Source organism: Enterococcus sp. CWB-B31, assembly GCF_020567645.1.
Lineage (GTDB): Bacteria > Bacillota > Bacilli > Lactobacillales > Enterococcaceae > Enterococcus_L.
In genome coordinates this window covers 21,167-43,101 of record NZ_JAJDJW010000016.1, presented here as the reverse complement: position 1 = coordinate 43,101, position 21,935 = coordinate 21,167, and the positions used below count along the sequence as shown (strand labels likewise).

General features: G+C 38.6%; 19 protein-coding genes. 4 read left to right on the top strand and 15 right to left on the bottom strand.

Annotated elements, in window-relative coordinates:
* Positions 1-5 precede the first annotated feature (5 nt).
* The 8 genes from LI954_RS12925 to LI954_RS12890 form a co-directional block, all read right to left on the bottom strand.
* Entirely contained in the window at positions 6-932 is a 927-nt protein-coding gene (locus tag LI954_RS12925) for an aspartate carbamoyltransferase catalytic subunit (RefSeq protein WP_229440940.1), read from the bottom strand.
* 143 nt (positions 933-1,075) lie between these two features.
* Positions 1,076-2,371: a uracil permease gene (gene uraA / locus LI954_RS12920; RefSeq protein ID WP_202066023.1), complete on the bottom strand. Its 1,296-nt coding sequence runs from the start codon at positions 2,369-2,371 to the stop codon at positions 1,076-1,078.
* A 28-nt stretch (positions 2,372-2,399) separates the two neighbouring features.
* Positions 2,400-2,942, bottom strand: coding sequence for a bifunctional pyr operon transcriptional regulator/uracil phosphoribosyltransferase PyrR (gene pyrR / locus LI954_RS12915; RefSeq protein ID WP_229444674.1), 543 nt, complete (start codon positions 2,940-2,942; stop codon positions 2,400-2,402).
* A gap of 327 nt (positions 2,943-3,269) precedes the next feature.
* Positions 3,270-4,172 carry an RluA family pseudouridine synthase gene (locus LI954_RS12910; RefSeq protein ID WP_202066018.1) on the bottom strand — a complete coding sequence of 301 codons (903 nt, stop codon included), beginning with the start codon at positions 4,170-4,172 and terminating at the stop codon, positions 3,270-3,272.
* A gap of 71 nt (positions 4,173-4,243) precedes the next feature.
* Complete coding sequence (lspA, locus tag LI954_RS12905) at positions 4,244-4,714, bottom strand: signal peptidase II (protein WP_324254761.1); 471 nt, start codon at positions 4,712-4,714, stop codon at positions 4,244-4,246.
* 5 nt (positions 4,715-4,719) lie between these two features.
* Positions 4,720-5,421, bottom strand: a complete 702-nt coding sequence (locus tag LI954_RS12900) for a CBS domain-containing protein (protein WP_229444673.1) — start codon at positions 5,419-5,421, stop codon at positions 4,720-4,722.
* On the bottom strand, positions 5,411-5,794 hold the full coding sequence (locus LI954_RS12895; RefSeq protein ID WP_202066010.1) for a hypothetical protein: 384 nt from the start codon (positions 5,792-5,794) through the stop codon (positions 5,411-5,413). The genes LI954_RS12900 and LI954_RS12895 overlap by 11 nt, the downstream gene beginning before the upstream one ends.
* A 596-nt stretch (positions 5,795-6,390) precedes the next feature.
* Positions 6,391-8,061: a formate--tetrahydrofolate ligase gene (locus LI954_RS12890; RefSeq protein ID WP_229444672.1), complete on the bottom strand. Its 1,671-nt coding sequence runs from the start codon at positions 8,059-8,061 to the stop codon at positions 6,391-6,393.
* Between the two features lie 180 nt (positions 8,062-8,241).
* On the opposite strand from LI954_RS12890, the gene LI954_RS12885 reads away from it, so the two are divergent.
* A complete protein-coding gene (locus LI954_RS12885) occupies positions 8,242-8,442 on the top strand; it encodes a cold-shock protein (RefSeq protein WP_202066002.1) in 201 nt (66 codons plus the stop codon).
* Positions 8,443-8,582: 140 nt separating this feature from the next.
* Here LI954_RS12885 and LI954_RS12880 read toward each other — a convergent pair whose 3' ends face one another.
* From LI954_RS12880 to gdhA, 3 genes are all read right to left on the bottom strand, one after another.
* On the bottom strand, positions 8,583-8,720 hold the full coding sequence (locus tag LI954_RS12880) for a hypothetical protein (protein ID WP_229444671.1): 138 nt from the start codon (positions 8,718-8,720) through the stop codon (positions 8,583-8,585).
* A gap of 349 nt (positions 8,721-9,069) precedes the next feature.
* A complete protein-coding gene (locus LI954_RS12875) occupies positions 9,070-10,419 on the bottom strand; it encodes a glucose-6-phosphate isomerase (RefSeq protein WP_229444670.1) in 1,350 nt (449 codons plus the stop codon).
* Between the two features lie 399 nt (positions 10,420-10,818).
* Positions 10,819-12,165 (bottom strand): NADP-specific glutamate dehydrogenase, encoded by a 1,347-nt coding sequence (gene gdhA / locus LI954_RS12870; protein ID WP_229444669.1) that lies wholly within the window; start codon positions 12,163-12,165, stop codon positions 10,819-10,821.
* 135 nt (positions 12,166-12,300) lie between these two features.
* Here gdhA and LI954_RS12865 point away from each other — a divergent pair, with 135 nt between their 5' ends.
* Together LI954_RS12865 and LI954_RS12860 are read left to right on the top strand one after the other, a co-directional pair.
* Positions 12,301-13,587: an NAD(P)/FAD-dependent oxidoreductase gene (locus LI954_RS12865; protein ID WP_229444668.1), complete on the top strand. Its 1,287-nt coding sequence runs from the start codon at positions 12,301-12,303 to the stop codon at positions 13,585-13,587.
* 431 nt (positions 13,588-14,018) lie between these two features.
* Entirely contained in the window at positions 14,019-14,450 is a 432-nt protein-coding gene (locus tag LI954_RS12860; RefSeq protein WP_229444667.1) for a hypothetical protein, read from the top strand.
* Positions 14,451-14,535: 85 nt separating this feature from the next.
* Here LI954_RS12860 and LI954_RS12855 read toward each other — a convergent pair whose 3' ends face one another.
* Both LI954_RS12855 and LI954_RS12850 read right to left on the bottom strand, forming a co-directional pair.
* Entirely contained in the window at positions 14,536-16,281 is a 1,746-nt protein-coding gene (locus LI954_RS12855; protein WP_229444666.1) for a 1-deoxy-D-xylulose-5-phosphate synthase, read from the bottom strand.
* Between the two features lie 715 nt (positions 16,282-16,996).
* The gene (locus tag LI954_RS12850) at positions 16,997-18,391 is read right to left on the bottom strand and encodes a 6-phospho-beta-glucosidase (RefSeq protein WP_202065987.1); all 1,395 of its coding nucleotides are present in this window, start codon (positions 18,389-18,391) and stop codon (positions 16,997-16,999) included.
* 215 nt (positions 18,392-18,606) lie between these two features.
* Here LI954_RS12850 and LI954_RS12845 point away from each other — a divergent pair, with 215 nt between their 5' ends.
* Complete coding sequence (locus LI954_RS12845) at positions 18,607-19,614, top strand: LacI family DNA-binding transcriptional regulator (RefSeq protein ID WP_229444665.1); 1,008 nt, start codon at positions 18,607-18,609, stop codon at positions 19,612-19,614.
* Positions 19,615-19,759: 145 nt separating this feature from the next.
* On the opposite strand, the gene LI954_RS12840 is transcribed toward LI954_RS12845, so the two are convergent.
* Both LI954_RS12840 and LI954_RS12835 read right to left on the bottom strand, forming a co-directional pair.
* The gene (locus LI954_RS12840; RefSeq protein ID WP_202065983.1) at positions 19,760-21,022 is read right to left on the bottom strand and encodes an ABC transporter permease; all 1,263 of its coding nucleotides are present in this window, start codon (positions 21,020-21,022) and stop codon (positions 19,760-19,762) included.
* Positions 21,015-21,914, bottom strand: coding sequence for an ABC transporter ATP-binding protein (locus tag LI954_RS12835; protein WP_202065981.1), 900 nt, complete (start codon positions 21,912-21,914; stop codon positions 21,015-21,017). Before LI954_RS12835 ends, LI954_RS12840 begins: the two co-directional genes overlap by 8 nt.
* Between the last annotated feature and the right edge of the window lie 21 nt (positions 21,915-21,935).

Here is a 21,935-nt window from a genome sequence, read left to right as displayed (position 1 = left end):
GCCTCCTATGCCTTTCCTGCTAATACAGCTTCTAATATTGCCATTCTCATGTAGACTCCGTTGTTCATCTGCTGAACAATTCTGGACTGAATACCTTCAACCAGAGAATCAGCCAGCTCCACGTCTCGATTAATGGGTGCCGGGTGCATAATAATTGCTTCTTTTTTCATTTTTTTTGCACGTTCAACAGTCAAACCGTGCTGCTGATGGTACTCCTCTTTTGAAAAGCTTTCCGTTCCGTCATGTCGTTCATGCTGTACCCGCAGCATCATCATTACATCTGCTTTTTGGACGACCTCGTCAATAGATTCGTAATCACCATAAACATCAAACTGCGCATCATACCACTCTTCGGGACCAGAGAAATAAATTTCAGCTCCAAGCCTTTTCAGCAGCTGCATATTTGATTTTGCCACTCTGGAATGTGTCAGGTCTCCAATGATACCGACCTTCAATCCTTCAAAATAACCAAATTCCTCATAAATGGTCATCAGATCCAGCAAGCATTGGGTAGGATGCTGACCACTGCCATCTCCACCATTGATAATGGAGCATTGAATCGTTTTGCTTTGAATCAGCTTATCATAATAATTCTCTTCGCCATGACGAATAACTGCTACATCTACTCCAAGAGCCGACATTGTCAGAACTGTGTCATACAGTGTTTCACCTTTTTGAACAGAGCTTGTACTGGCTTCAAATTCGATCACTTCAAGGCCCAGTTTCTTTTCAGCAACATCAAAGCTTTTATGCGTCCGCGTACTATTTTCGAAAAATAGGTTCGTTGCAAAGTACTGCTTCCTGCCGGATTGCCATATTGCTCCCTGTTTAAATTCCTGCCCTCGTCTGATCAATCCCATTACTTCCTGATCACTTAAGGCTTCAACAGTTAATAAGTGCTTTAAACTGACTCGTTCTGACGTATGAATCATTCGTCATTCCTCCTATTATTATGTCTACTCTTTCTTTAGAAACCAGATTTGATTTATCAGACAGAAAATGGTCAATTTTTCTGTCTCATTATTTCGTGTTCTATTACTAATACTAAAAGCTGCATTTACAGCTTATAAACCAATCATTCTACTTCGCTTCGTGCCTTCTCAGGTAAAATCAGATTCAATATGATTCCCAGCATGGTTGCTAATGCCATACTTGTTAATTCAAAGCTGGCAATTTTCAAATACGCTCCGCCAATCCCAATAACCAAAATGGATGATGTGATGACAAGGTTCCGTTTCTGATCATAATCGACTTTGTTGTCGATCAGTATCCGCAATCCGCTTGAAGCAATCACTCCAAACAGCAGAAAGCTGATTCCGCCGATTACCGGACTCGGAATACTCAGAATTAATGCACTGACCTTTCCGATGAATCCAGCTGCAATAGCCAGTACAGCTGCTCCGCCAATTACATAGACACTGTGAACCTTTGTAATCGCAAGTACACCTATGTTTTCGCCATAGCTGGTAGTCGGCGGCCCGCCTGTAAACCCGCCGATAATTGTTGACAGTCCGTCTGCCAACAATGTTTTATTCAGCCCCGGAGATTTAAAGACATTCCGTTTGGTGATTTTACTTAAAACCATCATGTGTCCCATATGTTCCGTCATCGTCACAAACGCAATCGGAGCCATGCTCGTCAGTGCTGCGAGTGAAAATGAGAGATCATAGTCTATGAAAGGCAGCTGAAATGCCGGCAGACTGAACCACCTTGCTTCATCAACCGCAGATAAATCCACAATGCCCATCAGCATTGCAAAAAGATAACCGCAGACGATCCCCAGTAAAATCGGAATCAGACTCATAAATCCTTTCAAATACATGTTGAAAAAGATCGTAATTCCCAAAGTAAATAATGCTACTATGAAAAATTTACTGTCATAAACAGCTTCCCCATTTGCCAGTGTTCTGAACATTGCCTGGTTCCCAGCGGTTGAAGCAAGCCCCAGTCCGATAACCATGATCACCGGTCCAACTACGACCGGGGGCAAAATTTTATTTATCCAGTCTGATCCGACTTTTGAAATAATCAGTGCGACAATCAGATAAACAATCCCCGCATAGATAATTCCCTGTGCCACAGCCGGGTACCCTTGAGTCGCCATCAATGCATTAATTGCTGAGATAAAGGCAAAGCTGCTGCCAAGATACGCAGGTACTGACCCTTTAGTGATCAGGATAAATAATAGTGTCCCAACGCCCGAACTAAATAAAGCGATACTTGGTTCGAGTCCCGTTAAAATCGGCACCAGTACATTGGCGCCAAACATTGTAAATAAGTGCTGCAGGCTTAAGCCCATCCACTGCAGGGCACCTGGTTTATCTTGTATATCCAAAACAACATCTGTATTTCTAAACTTTTTCTCATCCATTTTCTCTTTTTCCAACTTTCTATCCAGCCTATTCTGATTCTTTATTGATTAAAATTCTATCTTTTCCATCCAGCTCTTCCATCTCTACAATGATCTCTTCTTTTAAGGAGGTTGGGATGTTCTTTCCTACATAATCTGCGCGAATCGGCAGCTCTCTATGCCCTCGGTCCACCAGCACAGCTAATGAAATTTTCTTTGGTCTGCCAAGATCAATGATCGCATCCAGTGCTGCTCGAATGGTTCTTCCAGTGAAAAGGACATCGTCTATCAGAATAACCTGCTTCCCTTCTACTGAAAAAGGAATATCTGAAGAATGAAGCTCCGGCTCTTGTGATTCAGGCTCTGCAACATCATCCCGGTATAAGGTGATATCCAGCTCACCGACTGGAACATCAACATTTTCCAGTTGTTTCAAACGTTCTGCAATTCTGGCTGCGATATAAATTCCTCTGGTCTTGATTCCCACAAGAACAATATCCTGAATGCCCTTATTCCTTTCAATGATTTCATACGTGATTCGTGTTAATGCCCGTTTCATTGTTACTGCATCTACAACTTCTTTTCCTTGCATGATATATGCCTCCTTATACATTTTACTGCTTTATTCATTAGGCTGTGGTTTCAAAAACGATTGAAGTACGAATTCTCAGACACGTCCTTATAAAAATACAATTGTTGAGCTTCTTATCCTTTTTTATCAAAGTAGCTTTTTGACAATAAAAAAACTCCTGCCCAGAGGACAGGAGGATAGCTTACATAAGTGTATACTGTAATACACACAGACCTTGATTTAAGCGCACTTAAATATTTTCTGCATGTGTCCTTCTTAGCCTCACGGGACTACTCTTAAAGGAATAATATTCAACTAAAGATAGTGTACCTTTTAATAAAAAATAAATCAATCATTATTTCTTAATTGCTCCAAAGTTTTTTCAAAAACCTTTGGTAACGGCGTTTCAAACTCCATGTATTCACCGGTTGTCGGGTGAACAAAGCCCAGCGTTTTGGCATGAAGGAACTGACCATTCCCTTTCAGTGTTTTTTTGGGACCGTAAAGCGGATCGCCTGCCACAGGATAACCAATATATTTCATATGAACCCGAATCTGGTGCGTTCGACCCGTTTCAAGCTGAAGCTCTATCAGAGTATAGCCGGAAAAACGTTCGACTACCTGAAAGTGAGTGACAGCAGGCTTCCCTGTTTCAATAACTGCCTGCATTTTCCGGTCAGTTTTTGAACGTCCGATTGGGGCATTAATTTCTCCCTTATCGTGCGAAATCTCGCCATGAACCAACGCAAGATATTTTCTGACAGATGTTTTCTCTTTCAGCTGTTCCGCCAGAGACTCATGTGCTTTATCATTTTTTGCCACCATCAAAAGCCCGGAAGTATCTTTATCAATCCGATGGACAATCCCTGGTCGAATAACTCCATTAATTGAGGAAAGATCCTTAATATGATACATCAATGCATTGACCAGTGTTCCGTTTGTATGACCCGCTGCCGGATGTACCACCATTCCTTGAGGCTTATCTATGACAGCAACATCCTTGTCTTCATAGACAATAGTAAGAGCAATATTTTCAGCCTCAATCAGCAATTCCTCAGGTTCGGGAATATCAATCTCAATTTGATCCTTCTGTTTTACTTTATAATTGGATCGAACGACTTCTCCATTTACTCGGACCTGCTGTTCTTTCAACCACTGTTGAATTTGTGAACGTGAATAATCTAAATGCTCACTTAAAACTTTATCTATTCTGCCTGTTTCTGTATTGATTGTTAAGCTGATTCGCTCCATTTTTTCCATCCTTCATTTCTTTCTATTTGACGATTACTGACATACATAATCTGCTGATTCATCTTACTAAATCATTTTGCTTTTTTTCTTTTTTCTGCCCGTTCATCTAAAATCAGGTAGATAAAAATACAGCCAACTCCTATAACTAAGGACATATCAGCAACATTAAAAATCGGAAATTTCATAAAATCCGTCTGTATCATATCCACAACATAACCAAGACGCAACCGATCAATAAAATTACCGAGTGCACCCGCCAAAACCAGACTAAGACCAAATGTAAACCATTTGCTTCCATTAATGTTTTTGAAGAGTAGATATAAAATAACCCCGGCCACGATTACCGTGATTATATAAAAAAAGGTCATCTTCCCTGCCAAAATACTCCAGGCTCCCCCTGTATTTCGAACATATGTGAAAGAAATAAATCCTGAAATAAAATCTTTCGTTTCTCCTAGTTGAATATTTTTCACAGTCAAATACTTGGTCCATTGATCCAAACCAATAATCACTGCGCTAAGAAGCAAATACACTGCTAACAATCCCATCATTCCTTTTCTCCGTTTTTATACAAATCTCTTGGGCGGATAATTCCCAGTAAATTCCCATCTGGATTTCCATCCTTCGTTATTAAAACAGCTTCCAGCCGAACATTTGAAGCAAACATTTCCTCCACCTGAAAAACTTTGGTATTTTCACCAACAAATTCGTAGTTTCCTTGTTTGTAATTGTTTGCAAGTAAATCACCTGCTGTTTTTCCAGCCAGTTTTATTTCTCCTTTTGTACTTTCGACTGCCAGCCAAATTCCCAATCCTCTAACTGTAATAAATCCCTTAAATTTACCCATGTGATAGATTGGAAACTGAGAATACCGTTTTTTGGCGACAATTCTCAAAATTTCCTCCAAGGAAATAGTCATTTCAAAGCCTGTGACGGGCTTTGAAAATTTCGGTAATACCTTTTCAGGTTCAATCAGCTGATGCTCAATTTCAGTGATACGGCTTACCGCCCATTCATTAGGCTCTGCTATAACAAAATCTTTTGATATCCGTTCATGAACAATGGCATTCCTCAGCTGAGCCATCTGGAGAAGATCATTTTCAAATGACGCTACCTGAGATTGGCTCTTTTTTGCCATTCGTCTGGTCATCTCGCTAAAACCCATTGTTGCCGGGTTATTAAGCTGATCTCTCAGCCATTTTTCTATTCGATTAAAACTATTTAAAAACTGCTCAGCATTATGTCCCATCTGTTTTCTCCTTAATTACATATGCTTTTTTGAGTACTGAAAATAAAAAGATACAGTATAAAGCCAAAAGAATCAATACACCCCAATACGAACCCCGAGCAACTAGAATCAGAAAAAAGAAAAATAAATAATTTGAAACCAGAATCGGATTCATTTTTATTTCCAACTCTTTCTCCGCCGAATTATTTGCAAGAAGGAATACATCACTTTTCATAAAATAAAAGCGGACCTGCACCTCAACCTCATTTTCATTTACTTCAACCATTTTTTCTGAATTATTAGTAATGAGAAACCAGCGCTCGCCGTTTTTCATTACCTCAATTGGTGTTGCCATCCCGTAAAAACCGGTCTTCCGTGTAAAATGAACAATCATTTTTATACACCTCCATGCAACTCTTATCAAGTATATACTAAATGAAACAGCTAGAAAAGAAAAAAACAAGGATTATTCCCGCATCGGAACATCCTTTTCTTTAATCATTTTCTATTTATTATTTTAATTCCTTCATGATTTAAGCATTTTTCTTCTATAAACTTTCTCAAAAGCGAAAATTATGCACAAAAATAGTCTGACAAGCATCTTTCTCTTCGTTTCCATACACATCAGAATTGAGGTTCTTATGTCCACTCAATCCAACAATTATCAGATACCTGCCAGACCATATTCAGTTGGTAAGGAGTTTCTCAAATTCCCACGTTCCTTTCAGCTTTGCCATCTTCGGCTCCCATTTTACGATGTTCTCTCAACATCTGTTTCACTATTCCTCCGCCATAACTCTGCGGCATTATTAGGGAATTTCTATTACCCCTTACATCTATTTTATACCATATTCCAAATCGTTTTGCAAGCGCTTTAACTCGGATGATTCAGATTATTTTTATTGCCTCCACGCTATAAAAAATTCTAGGAAAAAAAGTGCATTAACACTGCTTTTCCCAGAATAAATATCTGCATTGTGCTTGATTTATTTAGAATAATCCGATCGCATTTCCGTCTTTATCAATATCCATATTTAACGCAGCAGGTTTTTTAGGCAGCCCCGGCATCGTCATAACATCCCCAATCAACGCGACAATAAACCCTGCGCCCAGTTTAGGAACCAGTTCACGAATTGTAACAGTAAAGCCTTCAGGCGCTCCCAACTTTGTCGGATCATCTGAAAGAGAATATTGCGTTTTTGCCATACAAACAGGCAAACGATCCCAGCCATATCTTGTAAATGTTTCCAGTTGTTTCTGCGCCTTCGGAGAAAATGAAACGCCTTCTCCTCCATAAATTTTCGTGACAATAGTTTCAATTTTTTCTTCCAATCCGATACCCATCGAATAAATTGTACGGAAATTGGACATTTGAGTATCAAGCGTGTGAAGCACTGCTTTAGCCAGTGCCTCTCCTCCTTCCGCCCCTTTTTCCCAAACCTGAGTCAGTTCAACTGGAACGCCAGCTTTACTGCACAATTCAAGCAGAATTTCCACTTCTTTTTTTGTGTCGCTCACAAATTCGTTAATGGCAACAACAACAGGCAATCCATAGCTTTCCATGTTTTCGATATGCTTTTTGAGATTTGCAAAGCCTTTTTTCAAAGCAAATACATTTTCCGTTCCCAATTCATTTTTTGCAACACCGCCATGCATCTTCAACGCACGAATTGTAGCTACAATAACTACTGCGTCAGGAGCTTTATTTAAATTCGGCACCTTAATATCCAAGAATTTTTCTCCACCCAAATCTGCACCAAACCCTGCTTCTGTAACAACATAGTCGCCTAATTTCAAAGCCGTTTTGGTAGCCAGAACACTGTTGCAGCCATGGGCAATATTTGCAAACGGTCCGCCATGCACAAGAGCTGCAGTCCCATAAATTGTCTGAACAAGGTTCGGCTTGATCGCATCTTTAAGCAAAAGAGCGAGTGCTCCCTGAACTTCTAAATCATTCACTGTTACAGGCTCGCGATCGAATGTATAACCGATAACAATATTTCCCAGACGAAGTTTTAAATCCTCCAGATGAGATGCAAGACAAAGAATAGCCATGATCTCACTGGCTACAGTAATATCAAATCCATCTTCTCTTGGTACTCCCTGAATCGGACCGCCTAAACCTACAATAACATGTCTGAGTTCCCGATCATTTAGATCCACGACCCGTTTCCAGATTATTCTTCTAACATCAATGTTCAATTCGTTTCCCTGCTGAATGTGATTATCCAACAACGCAGATAACGCATTGTTTGCCGTAGTAATGGCATGCATATCCCCGGTGAAATGCAGATTAATATCCTCCATTGGTAAAACCTGAGCATAGCCTCCGCCGGTTGCTCCGCCTTTGATTCCCATAACTGGTCCTAAAGAAGGCTCTCTTAAAGCAATAACTGTTTTCTTGCCAATTCGGTTTAGTGCATCCCCCAAACCAATTGTAACTGTAGATTTTCCTTCCCCTGCAGGAGTAGGGTTAATTGATGTCACTAAAATCAGTTTACCATCATCATTTCGTTCAAATTTTTTTATTGCTGGAAAATCAACTTTTGCCTTGTACTTTCCATGAAGTTCCAAATCATCCCCGCTTAAACCTATCGTTTCTGCAACTTTTTCAATTGGCAGAAGCTCTATTTCTTGTGAAATTTCAATATCTGTCTTCATTTTTACCTCTTTTCCCGAACTTTTATAAATATAAAATGCTTTTCGTTAAGTTATTTACTATTATAACGGTTATTTTTGTAGTTTTCCACGTTTATATTCTCCTATTCCAAAATGTTGACGTTTTCCTGTATAGTCTTTATAATTAGACTAGTTTCAAATTTTAAAGGGAGCGTGAAGCGAATGGAAAAAGGATTCGTCAAATGGTTTGACAATAGAAAAGGCTATGGATTTCTATCATATAATGAAGATGAAGAAATTTTCGTTCATTTCACTGCTATTGAAGAAGAAGGATTTAAACAACTGGAAGAAAATCAGGAAGTTACCTTTGAAGTTGTTCAGGGAAATCGCGGTCTTCAGGCTGCGCATGTAAAGAAAATCTAATCAAAAATAATATAAACTTTAAAACGGCTGAGAAACGAATCCACAGATTCTTCTTCAGCCGTTTTTTGGCTATTCTAATTTATTATCCAAGAAATTATATGCGACAAAATAAGCAAGCTTATTCCGATAACAAGCCAATACTAGTATTTTTTATCTTTAAACAAAATGCTGTACATTCCAGCCAAAGCTAAAGGAACAAAAACAAAACCCAACAACTCTCCTAAAGCATCTCTGACAATCATATCCTGAAAACAGCAATGCAATCCATCTTCTTTCAAATATGACCCTCCCGGAGAAATATGAGACAGCTGAAGTAATACATGTCACCAAAAACAAATACATCATATAAGCTATAAATCCATTATTACTAATTAATCGAAAAAGAACATATGATAATAGTAAAACAGATGGGATCATAAAAAAAGCCAGCTGGCATATGTTTCTAAAGTGAACCTTGAGCTACCAAAAGAAATATATAAATCTTATCGATAGGCATACAAAGACAGATGGCCTTTAAAAAGATGAGATAAAAGAGGTAATTTTAGTATTCACAGAAGACGCAGAAATTAGAAATACCCGCTAAAGTCTATTTCAAACTTTAACAGGCATCATCCATTTTTTATCTTTTTACAGACGTTCGTTCAATTCTTTTGCCAAATCTTCAAATCCAGGTTTGCCAAGTAAGGCAAACATGTTTTTCTTGTATGCTTCTACCCCCGGCTGATCAAATGGATTTACACCGTTTAAGTAGCCTGAAATTCCTACAGCAATTTCAAAGAAGTACATCACATAGCCCAATGAATATTCATCCATTTTCGGTACTTTGACAATCATATTAGGAACATTTCCGTCCGTATGAGCTAACAGTGTTCCTTCAAACGCTTTTGTATTAACAAAATCAATCTCTTTTCCTTGAAGATAGCCCAGTCCATCCAAATCTTCATCCTGCAATGGAATCGTTAATGAATGACGAGGATTCTCAATCTTCACAACGGTTTCAAATAAATTACGAAGACCATCCTGAACATACTGCCCCATTGAGTGTAAGTCTGTTGAAAAGTCAGCAGCAGCCGGGAAAATACCTTTTTGGTCTTTTCCTTCAGACTCTCCATATAGCTGTTTCCACCATTCTGAGAAGTAATGCATTCCAGGCTCATAATTAATCAGCATCTCTGTTGTCTTTCCTTTACGATATAAAATATTACGTAATGCTGCATACTGATAAGCCTGATTTTGTTTTAAGTCAGTTGTTGAAGCATATTCTTTGCGGGCATCATTTGCACCGTTCATCAATGCATCGATATCCGCTCCGCTGACTGCAATCGGCAGTAAACCTACAGCTGTTAGTACAGTAAAACGTCCGCCAACATCATCAGGAATTACAAATGTTTCCCAGCCTTCAGCATCTGCTTCAACCTTCACTGCGCCTTTTTCACGGTCAGTAGTTGCATAGATCCGTTTGTTTGCTTCTTCCTTGCCATATTTTTTAACCAATAATTCTTTAAATACACGAAAAGCAATTGCCGGCTCTGTCGTTGTACCAGATTTTGAAATAACATTGACAGAAAAATCACGGTCTCCGATTACATTGATTAAATCAACTAAATAAGTTGAACTGATGCTGTTCCCTGCAAAGAATACTTGAGGTACTTTGCGCTCTTCTTTTGTTAATGCATTGCTGAAAGAATGCTGCAGGAACTCAATCGCAGCACGAGCACCCAGATAAGAACCGCCAATACCGATAACAACCAGTACTTCTGAATCTGACTGGATTTTTTCTGCTGCTTTTTTGATACGGGCAAATTCATCTTTGTCATAATTTTCAGGCAGATCAATCCACCCAATGTAATCATTTCCGGCACCCGTTCCTTGTCTCAATGCTGCATCCACTGCATCGATTTGAGTTTGCATATATTCCAATTCATGTTCAGCAACAAAAGGTGCTAATTTGGAATAGTCAAAATTAATGTGTGACATTCCTTCTCCTCCTTGAAAATAAACTTAATACACTACTACTTTACGTTTTTTCAACATTTTAATCAAGTAAATTATGCATAGATAGACCAATTTAAAACAGAATACATCTTCATGGCTCATAACTGCGTATAAAAACTAAATCTGCTGTTTGGACTGTCAAGTGTTAATGAGAGGCCAGATTCCCTTCTGCATACTTCCAGACAAATACAGCAGCAGCTCGTTAAAGGCAGCATTCTGTCCTATACTAAAAAACGAGAGTGGGACAGAAATAAAGTTCCAAGCTCTCTTCGTATTTAGCCCCGAATAAACGGTGGGACAAACACTTATGAGGGCTATCGTCCTTCTAAGTGTTTGTCCCGACCTCAGTTTCATGCTTTTGATTTAAAACATTTGCTGATGTTACACAAGTCCCTGACTTAACATAGCTGTTGCAACTTTTTCAAAGCCTGCAATATTTGCACCCAGCACGTAATTATTTTCTGCACCATATTTTACTGCAGTATCACGACAAGTTTCGTAAATATTTTTCATAATATCATCTAACATAGCATCTACTTTTTCAAATGACCATGACAAACGTTCTGAATTCTGGCTCATTTCCAAAGCGGAAACAGCTACACCGCCCGCATTCGCTGCCTTACCTGGACAATATAAAACTTGATTTTGTTCAAAAACGTGTACAGCCTCCAAAGAACAAGGCATATTGGCACCCTCAGCAACAATTTTTGCGCCATTTTCCACTAAAACAGCTGCCTGCTCTTTGTTAATTTCATTTTGTGTCGCACATGGCAAAGCAATATCATATGCCTTCTTGAAGTCCCAAACTGACTGTCCATCGAAATATTCCGCATCCTTATGCGTTTCAACATATTTGGAAATACGTTCTCTGTTCTTTTCCTTTAGTTCTTTTACCAGTTCAACATCAATCCCATTAGGATCATAAATAAATCCATTAGAATCTGAACAAGTCAAAACAACAGCCCCTAGCTCTTTTGCTTTTTCCATTGCGTAAATTGCAACATTCCCGCTTCCTGAAACGACAACTTTCTTCCCTTCAAAAGAATCATTGCGGTCGTTCAGCAAATGGCGAACAAAGTAAACTGCACCATATCCTGTTGCTTCAGTACGTGTCTGACTTCCCCAGTATGTTAAAGGTTTACCAGTCAGAACGCCTGCATCATAATTTCTCAAACGTTTATACGTCCCATACAGATACCCAATTTCTCTGGCACCCACACCAATATCTCCTGCCGGAACATCTGTATCCGGTCCAATATGCTTTTGAAGCTCTGTCATAAAGCTTTGGCAAAAACGCATAACTTCATTGTCTGATTTCCCTTTAGGATCAAAGTCGCTGCCGCCTTTTCCTCCTCCAATCGGAAGACCTGTCAAGCTGTTCTTGAAGATTTGTTCAAATGCTAAAAACTTCAATACACTGATATTCACACTTGGATGGAAACGCAGGCCTCCCTTATATGGACCAATCGCAGAATTATATTGAACGCGATAGCCGCGGTTCACACGCCAATTTCCTTCATCATCTTGCCAAGGCACCCTAAACTGAATCACCCGTTCAGGTTCAATCAATACTTCAAGAATGTTCGCCTCAACAAATTTTGGATTTTCATTCAAGAAAGCTTCCATGCTTGGCAGAAACTCATCAATTGCCTGCAGATATTCTGTCTGCCCTCTTTCCTTATCTCCGATTTTTTCCCGAATTTCTTTTACATACTTTGTTACGTTCATATAGTCACCATCCCATTCAAGTTATTATTTATTTTACAGGAAAAAGTAGATTTTTCCACTCTAAGCATAAAAAAATCAAAAAAAACTTTTTTTATGCAGTTTATGATAAACTGTAATTTGAATTGGAGGAAAATTATGAATACGTTTGATGTAATAATTATTGGCGCCGGAACCAGTGGTCTAATGGCTTCTGTAGCGGCAGCAGAAAAAGGAAAACGAGTATTACTGGTAGAAAAAAACAAACGCATTGGAAAAAAACTTCTATTAACCGGAGGTGGGCGATGTAATGTTACTAATAATCGTTCTTCTGATGAGATTATTGCTCATATTCCCGGTAATGGTAAATTTCTATACAGTGCATTTTCACAATATGATAACCACGATATTATCAATTTCTTCGAAGCAAATGGAGTCAAATTAAAAGAGGAGGATCACGGACGCATGTTTCCTGAAACAGACCATTCTCAAACAATTGTGGAAACCCTTCATGAGAAATTAAAGGAATTGTCTGTTACATTGTACACAGAGGCAGCAGTAAGAAAAGTATTAAAAAAAGACGAACAGATTATTGGAGTGGAACTGATTAATCAAAAAGTTTATGCGCCCTGTGTCATCATTGCCACAGGCGGTAAAACCTACCCTTCCACAGGGTCAACCGGAGACGGCTACAAATTCGCAAAAGCAATGGGACACTCAATTGAGACTCTTTACCCAACAGAATCCCCTATTCGCTCTGAGGAGTCATTTATTAAAGAAAAAACATTACAGGGAATTTCTTTGAGGAATGTTGCTTTATCTGTTTTAAGTAAAAAAAATAAACCGATTATCTCTCACACAATGGATATTTTATTTACTCATTTCGGACTTTCCGGTCCGGCGGCGCTACGCTGTTCCAGTTTTGTGAACCAGCAGCTTTCTCAAGAAGGAGTCTCCACTGTCTCTTTGTCATTGGACATTTTTCCAGAAGAATCAGCGAAACAGCTGCTGAATGAACTGTCAAAAAAAATCACAGCAGAACCGGAAAAACTTTTAAAAAATACGCTGAAGCAGTTCTTGCCGGAACGTCTACTGGATTTTTTACTGACGAAACAAAAACTTATAGCTCTAAAGGGGAAGCAGGTATCCGAAGTGCAGCTCGAAACATTTGTTTCTAACTTAAAGGATTTTCGTATCGAAGCCTCAGGAACCTTCCCAATTGAAAAATCTTTTGTTACCGGCGGAGGAATTGCTTTGAAAGAAATTAATCCCAAAACTATGGAAAGCAAACGAATTGAAGGTCTTTATTTCTGTGGCGAAGTCCTGGATATCAACGGGTACACAGGAGGTTACAATATCACTGCAGCTTTAGTAACTGGACATTGTGCCGGTGTTCATGCTGCTGAAGCTTCTGAATACAGTCAGTACAGAATTGAAGGCTATTAGTTTCAAGCTGTTAACTGGAAATCTTTTTTCCTTTCCGATGTTTAAAAGCTAATTGCTCATTCATTAAAGAACAGACAAAAAGCAAGCAATAGATGAATTTTTCATCCATATGCTTTGCTTTTTTTGCTTTGTCAGCGTTTTTTTCATTTCATATAAATAATAGTTGCTTTTTCATATCTTTTTTTATATTGTAACAATAACTCGGTTACTGAAAGAATGTTCTGCAACTTTCAATTTTTCTATCCTAACTTCTTTCAATTAAAAAAATAAATCATTTTAGAGTAGAATATAGATAAAAAATCAGTATTAATAGGCTTCTATCTTTCGTCTCCTACTCCAGCATGAGAATTTACCAATGAAAAATCATTCAAAAGACTGATTTATTTTTTTGCACAACATGGGAAAATAGATTCATAAGGGAGGTGATTTTAATGAAAATCAAAATAAAAAAACAAACACATTGGGGCTGTCTTAAACCTTTAACTGTGACAGTCAATAACCAGTCAAAAGTAAAATTATTTAACTGTATTCCATTGGAAATAGAAGCTCAGCCGGGAGATGAAATCAGTTTTAAAGAAGGTATCTTTTCTTCTTTTAAGAAAATTGAAGTCACTGCCAATACACATGAAATCCTTATTACAAATTCAAATAACTTACAGCAATTATTCCTGAAATTCATGTTGCCATTCTTAGTCTTCACTGTTTCCTGTCTGATTATTCAGTCTATGTTAAATTTAGCTGCATTCGCACTTGTTCTGTTTATTGGATTTATCCATGTTTTCAGACTTCAATCTTACCAGTTTGAAATAGATGGACAACTTGAATGGTCTTCATCCAGTCATTTACTGAAACTATACAAATAAGTGCTTTCCTTGCTTAAGAGATATCCTATATAAACGAAGTCCAAGTTGAATCAGCTAAAAAGATTCAACTTGGACTTCGTTATTTTTATTTTAATAGGTGTAGGATATCTTGAGACATCAGATCAGGAGTAAGATGGAATTCTTTCATTAATTCATTTGTTGTCTGGTGAGGAAAGAACTGTTTTTCTGCTCCATAATTCAAAACCTTCATTTCATCGGCTCCATACCATCGGCTGATTTTTTCTCCATATCCACCATCCAAACTGCCATCTTCCAACGTAACAACGACACGATGACTCGTTTTTAATCCCTTTAACACAGCTTCATCCAATTCTGTAAAAGAATGGGGATTAATTACTGTAGCGGCTACACCATGTTCCAGCAGCTGTTTTTGTACTTGTCTGGCAAGAGGTAAAAAGCTTCCTAATCCCAGTAATGCCACTTCATTTCCTTGTATCTCGATTGTCCATTTTAGCGGATCAAATGGCTGATGCAGCGGCAGTGAAACGACTTTGCTTTCCGGGATTCTTATAATTACCGGACGTTCATTCTGATCCAGTGCCCAATTCAGCATCGCAGACAGCTCTTCTTTACTTGTCGGAGCAAGATAAATCAGACCGGGAATGCTTGTTATATAAGGAACATCAAAACTCCCCTGATGAGTCGGATCGCCACCGCTGATCTTCCCTCCTCTGACAATTACAACTGCTGGATTTTGATCAATTCCAAGATCATGAGACAGCTGATCGTAGGCTCTCTGCAGGAAAGTACTGGAATGGAAAACAACAGGCTTTGCTCCTGCTTTTGCCATGCCTGCTGCAAATGTAATGGAATGCTGCTCAGCGATACCGACATCCACATAATTGTCTGGATGTCTTTGTTCAAATTCTTTTAATTTGAACAGTCCCGGAATTCCGGCAGTAATTGCGAGAATCGGCATTTCAGCTTCTGTAATACGCTGAGAAAGAATCTCAAGGACTACATCATCATAGCTTTCATTTGTTCCCTTTTTAATACTCTCACCGGTTTCTAGATCAAAAGGCATGTGCCAGTGAAAACCCATTTTGTTAGAAACTGCCGGCTCATATCCACGCCCCTTTTCTGTGTGGATATGAAGAACAATCGGTTTAGACGTGTCTTTTACTTTTTCAAAAGCTGTAATCATTTCCTGAATGTCGTTTCCTTCTTCAACGTACAGGTAATTAAGCCCTAAAGCAGTAAATAGATTTGTCTTCCCATTCCCTTTTGTTTGTCTGAGTTCTTTCAAGTTTCGGTACATTCCTCCATGATTTTCTGCAATGGACATTTCGTTATCATTAAGGACAACAATCAGATTGGAGTGAAGCTCTGCTGCATTGTTCAATCCCTCCAACGCCAAACCTCCCGACAAGGAGCCGTCACCTAAAACAGCAACAATATTCTCTTTTTTATGTTGTAAATCTCTGGCTTTTGCCATTCCAACGGCTAGACTGACAGAGGTTGATGTATGTCCGACTGTAAAGAAATCATGGGGGCTTTCCTCTGGACCGGTATAGCCAGAGACCTCATGATATTTTTCTTCATTTAGCCAGGCTTCCTTTCTTCCAGTAATTATTTTGTGTGGATATGATTGATGGGATACGTCCCAGATTACTTTATCTTTTGGTGAATCAAAAACATAGTGGAAAGCGAGTGTCATCTCTACTATCCCCAAATTTGGTCCGACATGCCCGCCGGTAATGCTGACTTTTTTCAACAGCAGCTCTCTTATTTCTTCAGCTAGGTCCTCCAGCTGTTTAATAGATAAATTTTTCAAATCTGACGGGCTGTTTATTTTATTAATAATTGTCAAAATAGATCATTCCTTCTTCTTTTTAATTATTGCTTTCATCTAGTGCTCTGACCAAATTATAAATTATAATAAAAAATCATTTATAACTGATGTTCAATGATAGAAAACTTTAACTTGCATGCTTCGATGACAAGAACGAGCCGCCTCAAAAGCAACTGGGGAACTACTAGCTATTTTTACAGCTAATTTGACTCCAGTTAGGGATGAAATCGACGTTTTCTGCTGAGTTGCTCCCGGACTGACTGCACGTTTCTTGGATTGGAAGCATAGCTTAGTTTTAAGTCGGTCAACACACTAGTTGTTTGGAATCATTTTCTTTTATCTGACTGATTCTAAACGTTCTCCTTCTTCAGTTTTCAGTACTTCTTTTTTATTTTTTCTCCTTTCTGCTAATGATGCGAGCGTTTCTATATCCTGCTTAACTGCTTCTATTTCACTCGATTTATCATCTGCTGAATGTATTTGCTCTGCAAAACACTACAATAATAGTATATGAATTTGTTCATTTTTCAGACTGTCAGCATGCTTATTTTATCCTGTTTTCGTTGCTGCAAATCAATACTGACCGCTTTGACCAAATACAACATTACAAATGAACTATATCCATAATAAACGATTAAAGTTAGGTTTAGTCAATAAAAAGATGAATCTTTCCATCAAAAAAGCTGAAATCAAAATGTACTTGACCTCAGCTTAATTATTTGGTAAATGATAGTTAGTTGCTTTCCATCAGTTCAGTTACATAAGCAACCGTATCTGGCTGTTCTGCTTCAATTCTTGCTACAGTATCTGCGAATTTCGGCAGATGATCTTTATGAGCAACCAGCAGCTCATCCAGTAATGTTTTTGCCATTGTTCCTCCAGGTACCAGCGGATTCACTGTGAAAGCATGTAAAGCGGCACCATAATCACCGTCAATAGCGGCACGAATTACGGTTTCTTCCATGCCTTTCATTGATTGAATAATTCCGCGTGCTGCCGGTGGGAAAGCTCCCCAATTATATGGCTCATGACCGTGAGAAGTAACAGGACCTGAAACTTCAACTACACAGTCGTATGGTAAATCGGTGATTGTTCCATTGTTTTCAGTAGAAACAACCATATCTGTCCGTTTGTCATTGTAGATAGAGGCAATCATTTCACAGGCAGCATCACTGTAGTGAGTCCCCCCACGCTCTTCTAATTCTTTTGGTTTGTAGTCCAGTTTAGGATCTTTATATAATTCGAACAAGCGTGCTTCTGTTTCTTTGACTACCTGTGCTCTAGTTTTTCCTTCTTTAAATTCATCGATTGAGTGCTGCAGCATTTCATCTTCGATATAGTAATAGCGATGATAACCGCAAGGAAGCATACCCAAATCCTTCAGCTGTTCATAATGGAACGGAGCATCCCAAATATTTTTCAGATGGCTTTCCTGTTCTTTTTTTGGTCCATAAATAAGATCAATCAGTTCCTGCGTACGTTCTTTTCCTTCTTTGTCCCAAACACGGTGCCAGTGGAAATGGTTAATACCGGCAAATTTAAAGAACAGATCTTCTTCAGGAACACCCAATGCTTCTGCAGCCTGTTTTCTGTGTCCAATCGGTACATTACACAAACCTACTGTTTTCTTCCATCCGCCATGCTTAATCGCTGCTTCAGTTACCATACCAGCCGGGTTCGTAAAGTTTACCAGCCATGCATCCGGACATAGTTCTCCCATGTCTTTAATAATATCTAAAATAACCGGAATTGTACGGAAAGCTTTGAACATTCCGCCTGCCCCATTTGTTTCTTGACCAAGTACTCCATGAGACAATGGAATACGCTCGTCTTTAATCCGAGCATCCAAAAGCCCTACACGGAATTGAGTTGAAACAAAATCCGCATCTTTTAACGCAGCTCTGCGGTCCAAAGTCAAATGAACCTCCCAGTCCAATCCTGCTGCTTTAACCATGCGTTTTGCCATTGCTCCGACAATTTCCAGCTTTTCTTTTCCTGCTTCAATGTCTACCAACCAGATTTCTTTGATTGGCAGTTCATCTTTTCTTTTGATGTACCCTTCAATTAATTCAGGTGTATAGCTTGAACCTCCACCAATTGTTGCTATTTTTAGTGCTCCTCTTGACATGTAGTTCCCTCCTGATAGTTTTTCAGAATTAATCTGATATCGTTTACAAACATATTCTAATGTGTGGGAATGTTCCCATGTCAAGCGGTTTCAAATAATTTTTTCTTTTTTATCAGAACTCTTCTATTTTTATGGGGCTTTTTCCTGAAATTGCAGGAAGAATCATTATCCAGTATACTAAAAGAAAGCAGATCGACTTGGAGGTCGTTACATCAATGACAACAATAATTGACGTCGCAAAAGCGGCTAATGTATCCAAATCCACTGTCTCAAGAGTCCTCTCCGGAAATGGCTATGTCAGCAAGGAGAGCCGAGAAAAAATTCTGACCGCTATGGAAGAGCTTGCTTATTCTCCAAACCTGGTTGCCAGAAATCTTCAAAGCGGTGAAACAAAAACAATTGGCTTTCTAGCTCAAAGCTACATTGATCCTTTGGGTGTATTTCTAAGTAATTTTATTGCTATTGCAAAATCCTATAACTATTATGTTACCTTGTACTTCACTGATGGAGACAAAAAAAAGGAAATCGAAGCGCTGAATCAACTAAAATACAAACAAATTGACGGTATTTTCCTGCTGACTCGGGCAAACGACTGGGATGTGATTGAGCCTTATACAATGTATGGACCTATCTCCACCTGGCATAGAATAGACTCTGATCGAATCTATTCTTCCTATATTGATCATTATTCCGGTTATTTTAACTCATTAAGCTATCTCTATGAGCAAGGATATCGCAAAATCGCACACATTATGAGTAATCCCAAAAATTTGAATACAAAAGCTCGTGTAAAAGCAATTGACAGCTTTTATAAAGAAAAAAAGCTTGAACTAAATCAGGATTGGGTCTTTTATGATAGAACGCGGGAAACAAGCGGTCAAAAACTGGCTGATCAGTGGCACCGTATGGAGGATAAACCGGAAGTTATGGCCTTTTATACAGATTCAGTAGCTGCAGAATTTATTTCAGAGCTTCAAAATCTTGGTTATGATGTACCAAAAGATGTTGCCGTAATCGGTTTTGACAACAGTCAGATCAGCAAACTGATGCATATCACTACTGTAGACTATTCCATTAATCATCAAGCTGAAAATTCATTCATCCATATTTATAATCGGTTAAACGAAAAGAGTCTTCTCCCTCGTTCAATGGACATCCAGCTGATTGAGCGGAAAACAACGCCAAAAAAAGCAAGAGACAGTCTGGCTGATAAAATTAAGTGAAACGCTGTTGGATAAACAGTAAAAAACAAGAGATATAATCAATCGTTACTTATTAATTGTTTTATTATTAGTAATAGTCAGATTTAGATAAATATAAAAAAGAAACCAGGATACGAAAACCCGGTTTCTTTTTTTGAGCCCTCCATTAAGCTTTCTTACGTTCATTTTGCAGAATAGAGATTGATTGCTTCAGTGACTTGATTACGCCGCCTTCACTATATACCAGCACATTGGATTTGTACAGTTTTGCTGAAAACAGAGTTAGAATGATTCCAAATGCCAGTAAGATACCAATTGAAATCAACACCCCAGCCGTAGAAACAGTTTCTGTTGCCAAACGGATCGGCATAATAAAGGATGAAATAAACGGAATATAAGATGTAATTCTTATAATAATATTTTGTGGATCAGCTGTTCCCAATGTCAGACCGATAAAATAACCAATCATTGCCAAGTAAATAATCGGCTGAACTGCTTTTGGTGTATCTTCCGGTTTGGAAACCAATGAACCGCATAATGCCGCCAAAACTGAGTAGACAAAAATTCCCAAAATAACGAGAATAATCGTAAACCAGATAAAGCTTCCCAAAAGACTGTCCAGAGAAATTCCAGATAAGAAGTCTTTAACAATATCAATGTTTTTAAACTGATTATAACCAAGCACGGCAGCAAGAACATAGATAATAATTTGAGTAAAAGCAACCAGTATAACACCTGTCAGCTTTCCGTAGAAGTGTGTTTGCGCTTTTGTGCTTGAAAGGATAACTTCCATAATTCTTGTACCCTTTTCAGACGCAATTTCCTGAGCAATAATTGATGCATAGGTAATAATAATTATCCATAAAATGATTGTCACTGCAAATGAGATACCCGTTTGGATGCCTGTGTTATCTATCCCTGTACTCATCTGACCGTCTTCATCAAAAGTAACTTTTGTTTTTGAGAACGTTGCCGGCTGCTGCAGGCTTGCTGCCTGTTCTGGAGTTAAATTCAGTTTCCCTGCATTAACAGAAGACTGGATACTGTTCAATATTTGTTGAATCATCAGATCAGTTGTGGCACCCAAAGATGATTCAGTATAAAGAGTCCCTTTGATTTCATCATTAGCAGTATCCAAAACAAGAAATCCTTCAATGTCTTCATTTTTCAGCTGCTCCTCGGCCTCTTCTTTTGAATCAACCGCTTTAAATACAAAATTTTCGATTTCTGTTTGGCTTAACTGCTCTGCAACAGCTGGGTTATCTGAAATAATGCCAATTGTATCTGCTTCTGAAAATCCTCCAGATAAGCTAATCGCAGCATACATTACACCCATCAACAGAAACGGTGCCAAAATCATAATCAAAAAGGATACTGATTTAATATTCTTTTTATAAACGTCTAATGCGATAATCCAAAACTTACTCATTTGGTTCACCTGCTTTCATCTTAAATATTTCCTCCAATGTCGGCGGCTGCTGATTAAACATTGAAATATAGCCGAATTGAGTGGCTCTTGTAAAAATTTCCTCACCGGCCTTGGGATCGCTTAGAGTAATATCCATCACGCCATCTCCACGCTTAAAGGCAGAAGCAACACCCTCTACAGAGGATATCTCTTCAACAGTGAGTGCAGATTCCAAAAATACTTTTGTCCGACCAAAGCTTTCTCTGATTTCATGAACTCTCCCATCCAAGACAACAGTTCCGCTTTTCAACATCAGGAGATGATCACAGATTTTTTCCACATTATCCATATTATGACTGGAAAAAATCACACAAGATCCTTTCTCCTTCAGTTCAATAATACCGTCTTTCAACAGCTCTGCATTTACCGGATCAAGACCGCTGAAGGGCTCATCCAAGATAACCAGCTTTGGTTCATGAATTAAGGTTGCAATCAGCTGAACCTTTTGCTGATTTCCTTTTGACAGTGCTTTTACCTTGTCTGTTTTCTTTCCCTTGACTTTAAATTTCTCCATCCATTCGTCAATTTTTGGCTTAATTTCTTTTTTTGACTTCCCTCTAAGTTCAGCAAAATAGATCAGCTGATCTTCAATCGTCGCTTTTGGATACAATCCTCTCTCTTCCGGAAGATAACCTATATCATTATAGTCCTTATCGCTTAATTCATGTCCATTCCACAAAACAGTTCCGCTGTCCTGAGAAAGAAAATCCAGAATCAATCTGAAAGTTGTTGTCTTTCCAGCTCCGTTCTGTCCAATTAATCCCAAAATCTTTCCATCTGGAATGTCAAATGAAACATTATCCACTGCGGTATAGTCCCCAAATGTTTTAACCAAATTTTTTACTTCTAACATTCTTATCCCTCCTGAATTAAA

What these genes read in the sequence shown, in the direction of transcription:
- LI954_RS12925 (WP_229440940.1), bottom strand. Translation starts at nt 932, where the DNA reads ATGATTCATACGTCAGAACGAGTCAGTTTAAAGCACTTATTAACTGTT.
- uraA (WP_202066023.1), bottom strand. Translation starts at nt 2,371, where the DNA reads ATGGATGAGAAAAAGTTTAGAAATACAGATGTTGTTTTGGATATACAA.
- pyrR (WP_229444674.1), bottom strand. Translation starts at nt 2,942, where the DNA reads ATGCAAGGAAAAGAAGTTGTAGATGCAGTAACAATGAAACGGGCATTA.
- LI954_RS12910 (WP_202066018.1), bottom strand. Translation starts at nt 4,172, where the DNA reads ATGGAGCGAATCAGCTTAACAATCAATACAGAAACAGGCAGAATAGAT.
- LI954_RS12900 (WP_229444673.1), bottom strand. Translation starts at nt 5,421, where the DNA reads ATGGGACATAATGCTGAGCAGTTTTTAAATAGTTTTAATCGAATAGAA.
- LI954_RS12895 (WP_202066010.1), bottom strand. Translation starts at nt 5,794, where the DNA reads ATGATTGTTCATTTTACACGGAAGACCGGTTTTTACGGGATGGCAACA.
- LI954_RS12890 (WP_229444672.1), bottom strand. Translation starts at nt 8,061, where the DNA reads ATGAAGACAGATATTGAAATTTCACAAGAAATAGAGCTTCTGCCAATT.
- LI954_RS12885 (WP_202066002.1), top strand. Translation starts at nt 8,242, where the DNA reads ATGGAAAAAGGATTCGTCAAATGGTTTGACAATAGAAAAGGCTATGGA.
- LI954_RS12875 (WP_229444670.1), bottom strand. Translation starts at nt 10,419, where the DNA reads ATGTCACACATTAATTTTGACTATTCCAAATTAGCACCTTTTGTTGCT.
- gdhA (WP_229444669.1), bottom strand. Translation starts at nt 12,165, where the DNA reads ATGAACGTAACAAAGTATGTAAAAGAAATTCGGGAAAAAATCGGAGAT.
- LI954_RS12865 (WP_229444668.1), top strand. Translation starts at nt 12,301, where the DNA reads ATGAATACGTTTGATGTAATAATTATTGGCGCCGGAACCAGTGGTCTA.
- LI954_RS12860 (WP_229444667.1), top strand. Translation starts at nt 14,019, where the DNA reads ATGAAAATCAAAATAAAAAAACAAACACATTGGGGCTGTCTTAAACCT.
- LI954_RS12850 (WP_202065987.1), bottom strand. Translation starts at nt 18,391, where the DNA reads ATGTCAAGAGGAGCACTAAAAATAGCAACAATTGGTGGAGGTTCAAGC.
- LI954_RS12845 (WP_229444665.1), top strand. Translation starts at nt 18,607, where the DNA reads ATGACAACAATAATTGACGTCGCAAAAGCGGCTAATGTATCCAAATCC.
- LI954_RS12840 (WP_202065983.1), bottom strand. Translation starts at nt 21,022, where the DNA reads ATGAGTAAGTTTTGGATTATCGCATTAGACGTTTATAAAAAGAATATT.
- LI954_RS12835 (WP_202065981.1), bottom strand. Translation starts at nt 21,914, where the DNA reads ATGTTAGAAGTAAAAAATTTGGTTAAAACATTTGGGGACTATACCGCA.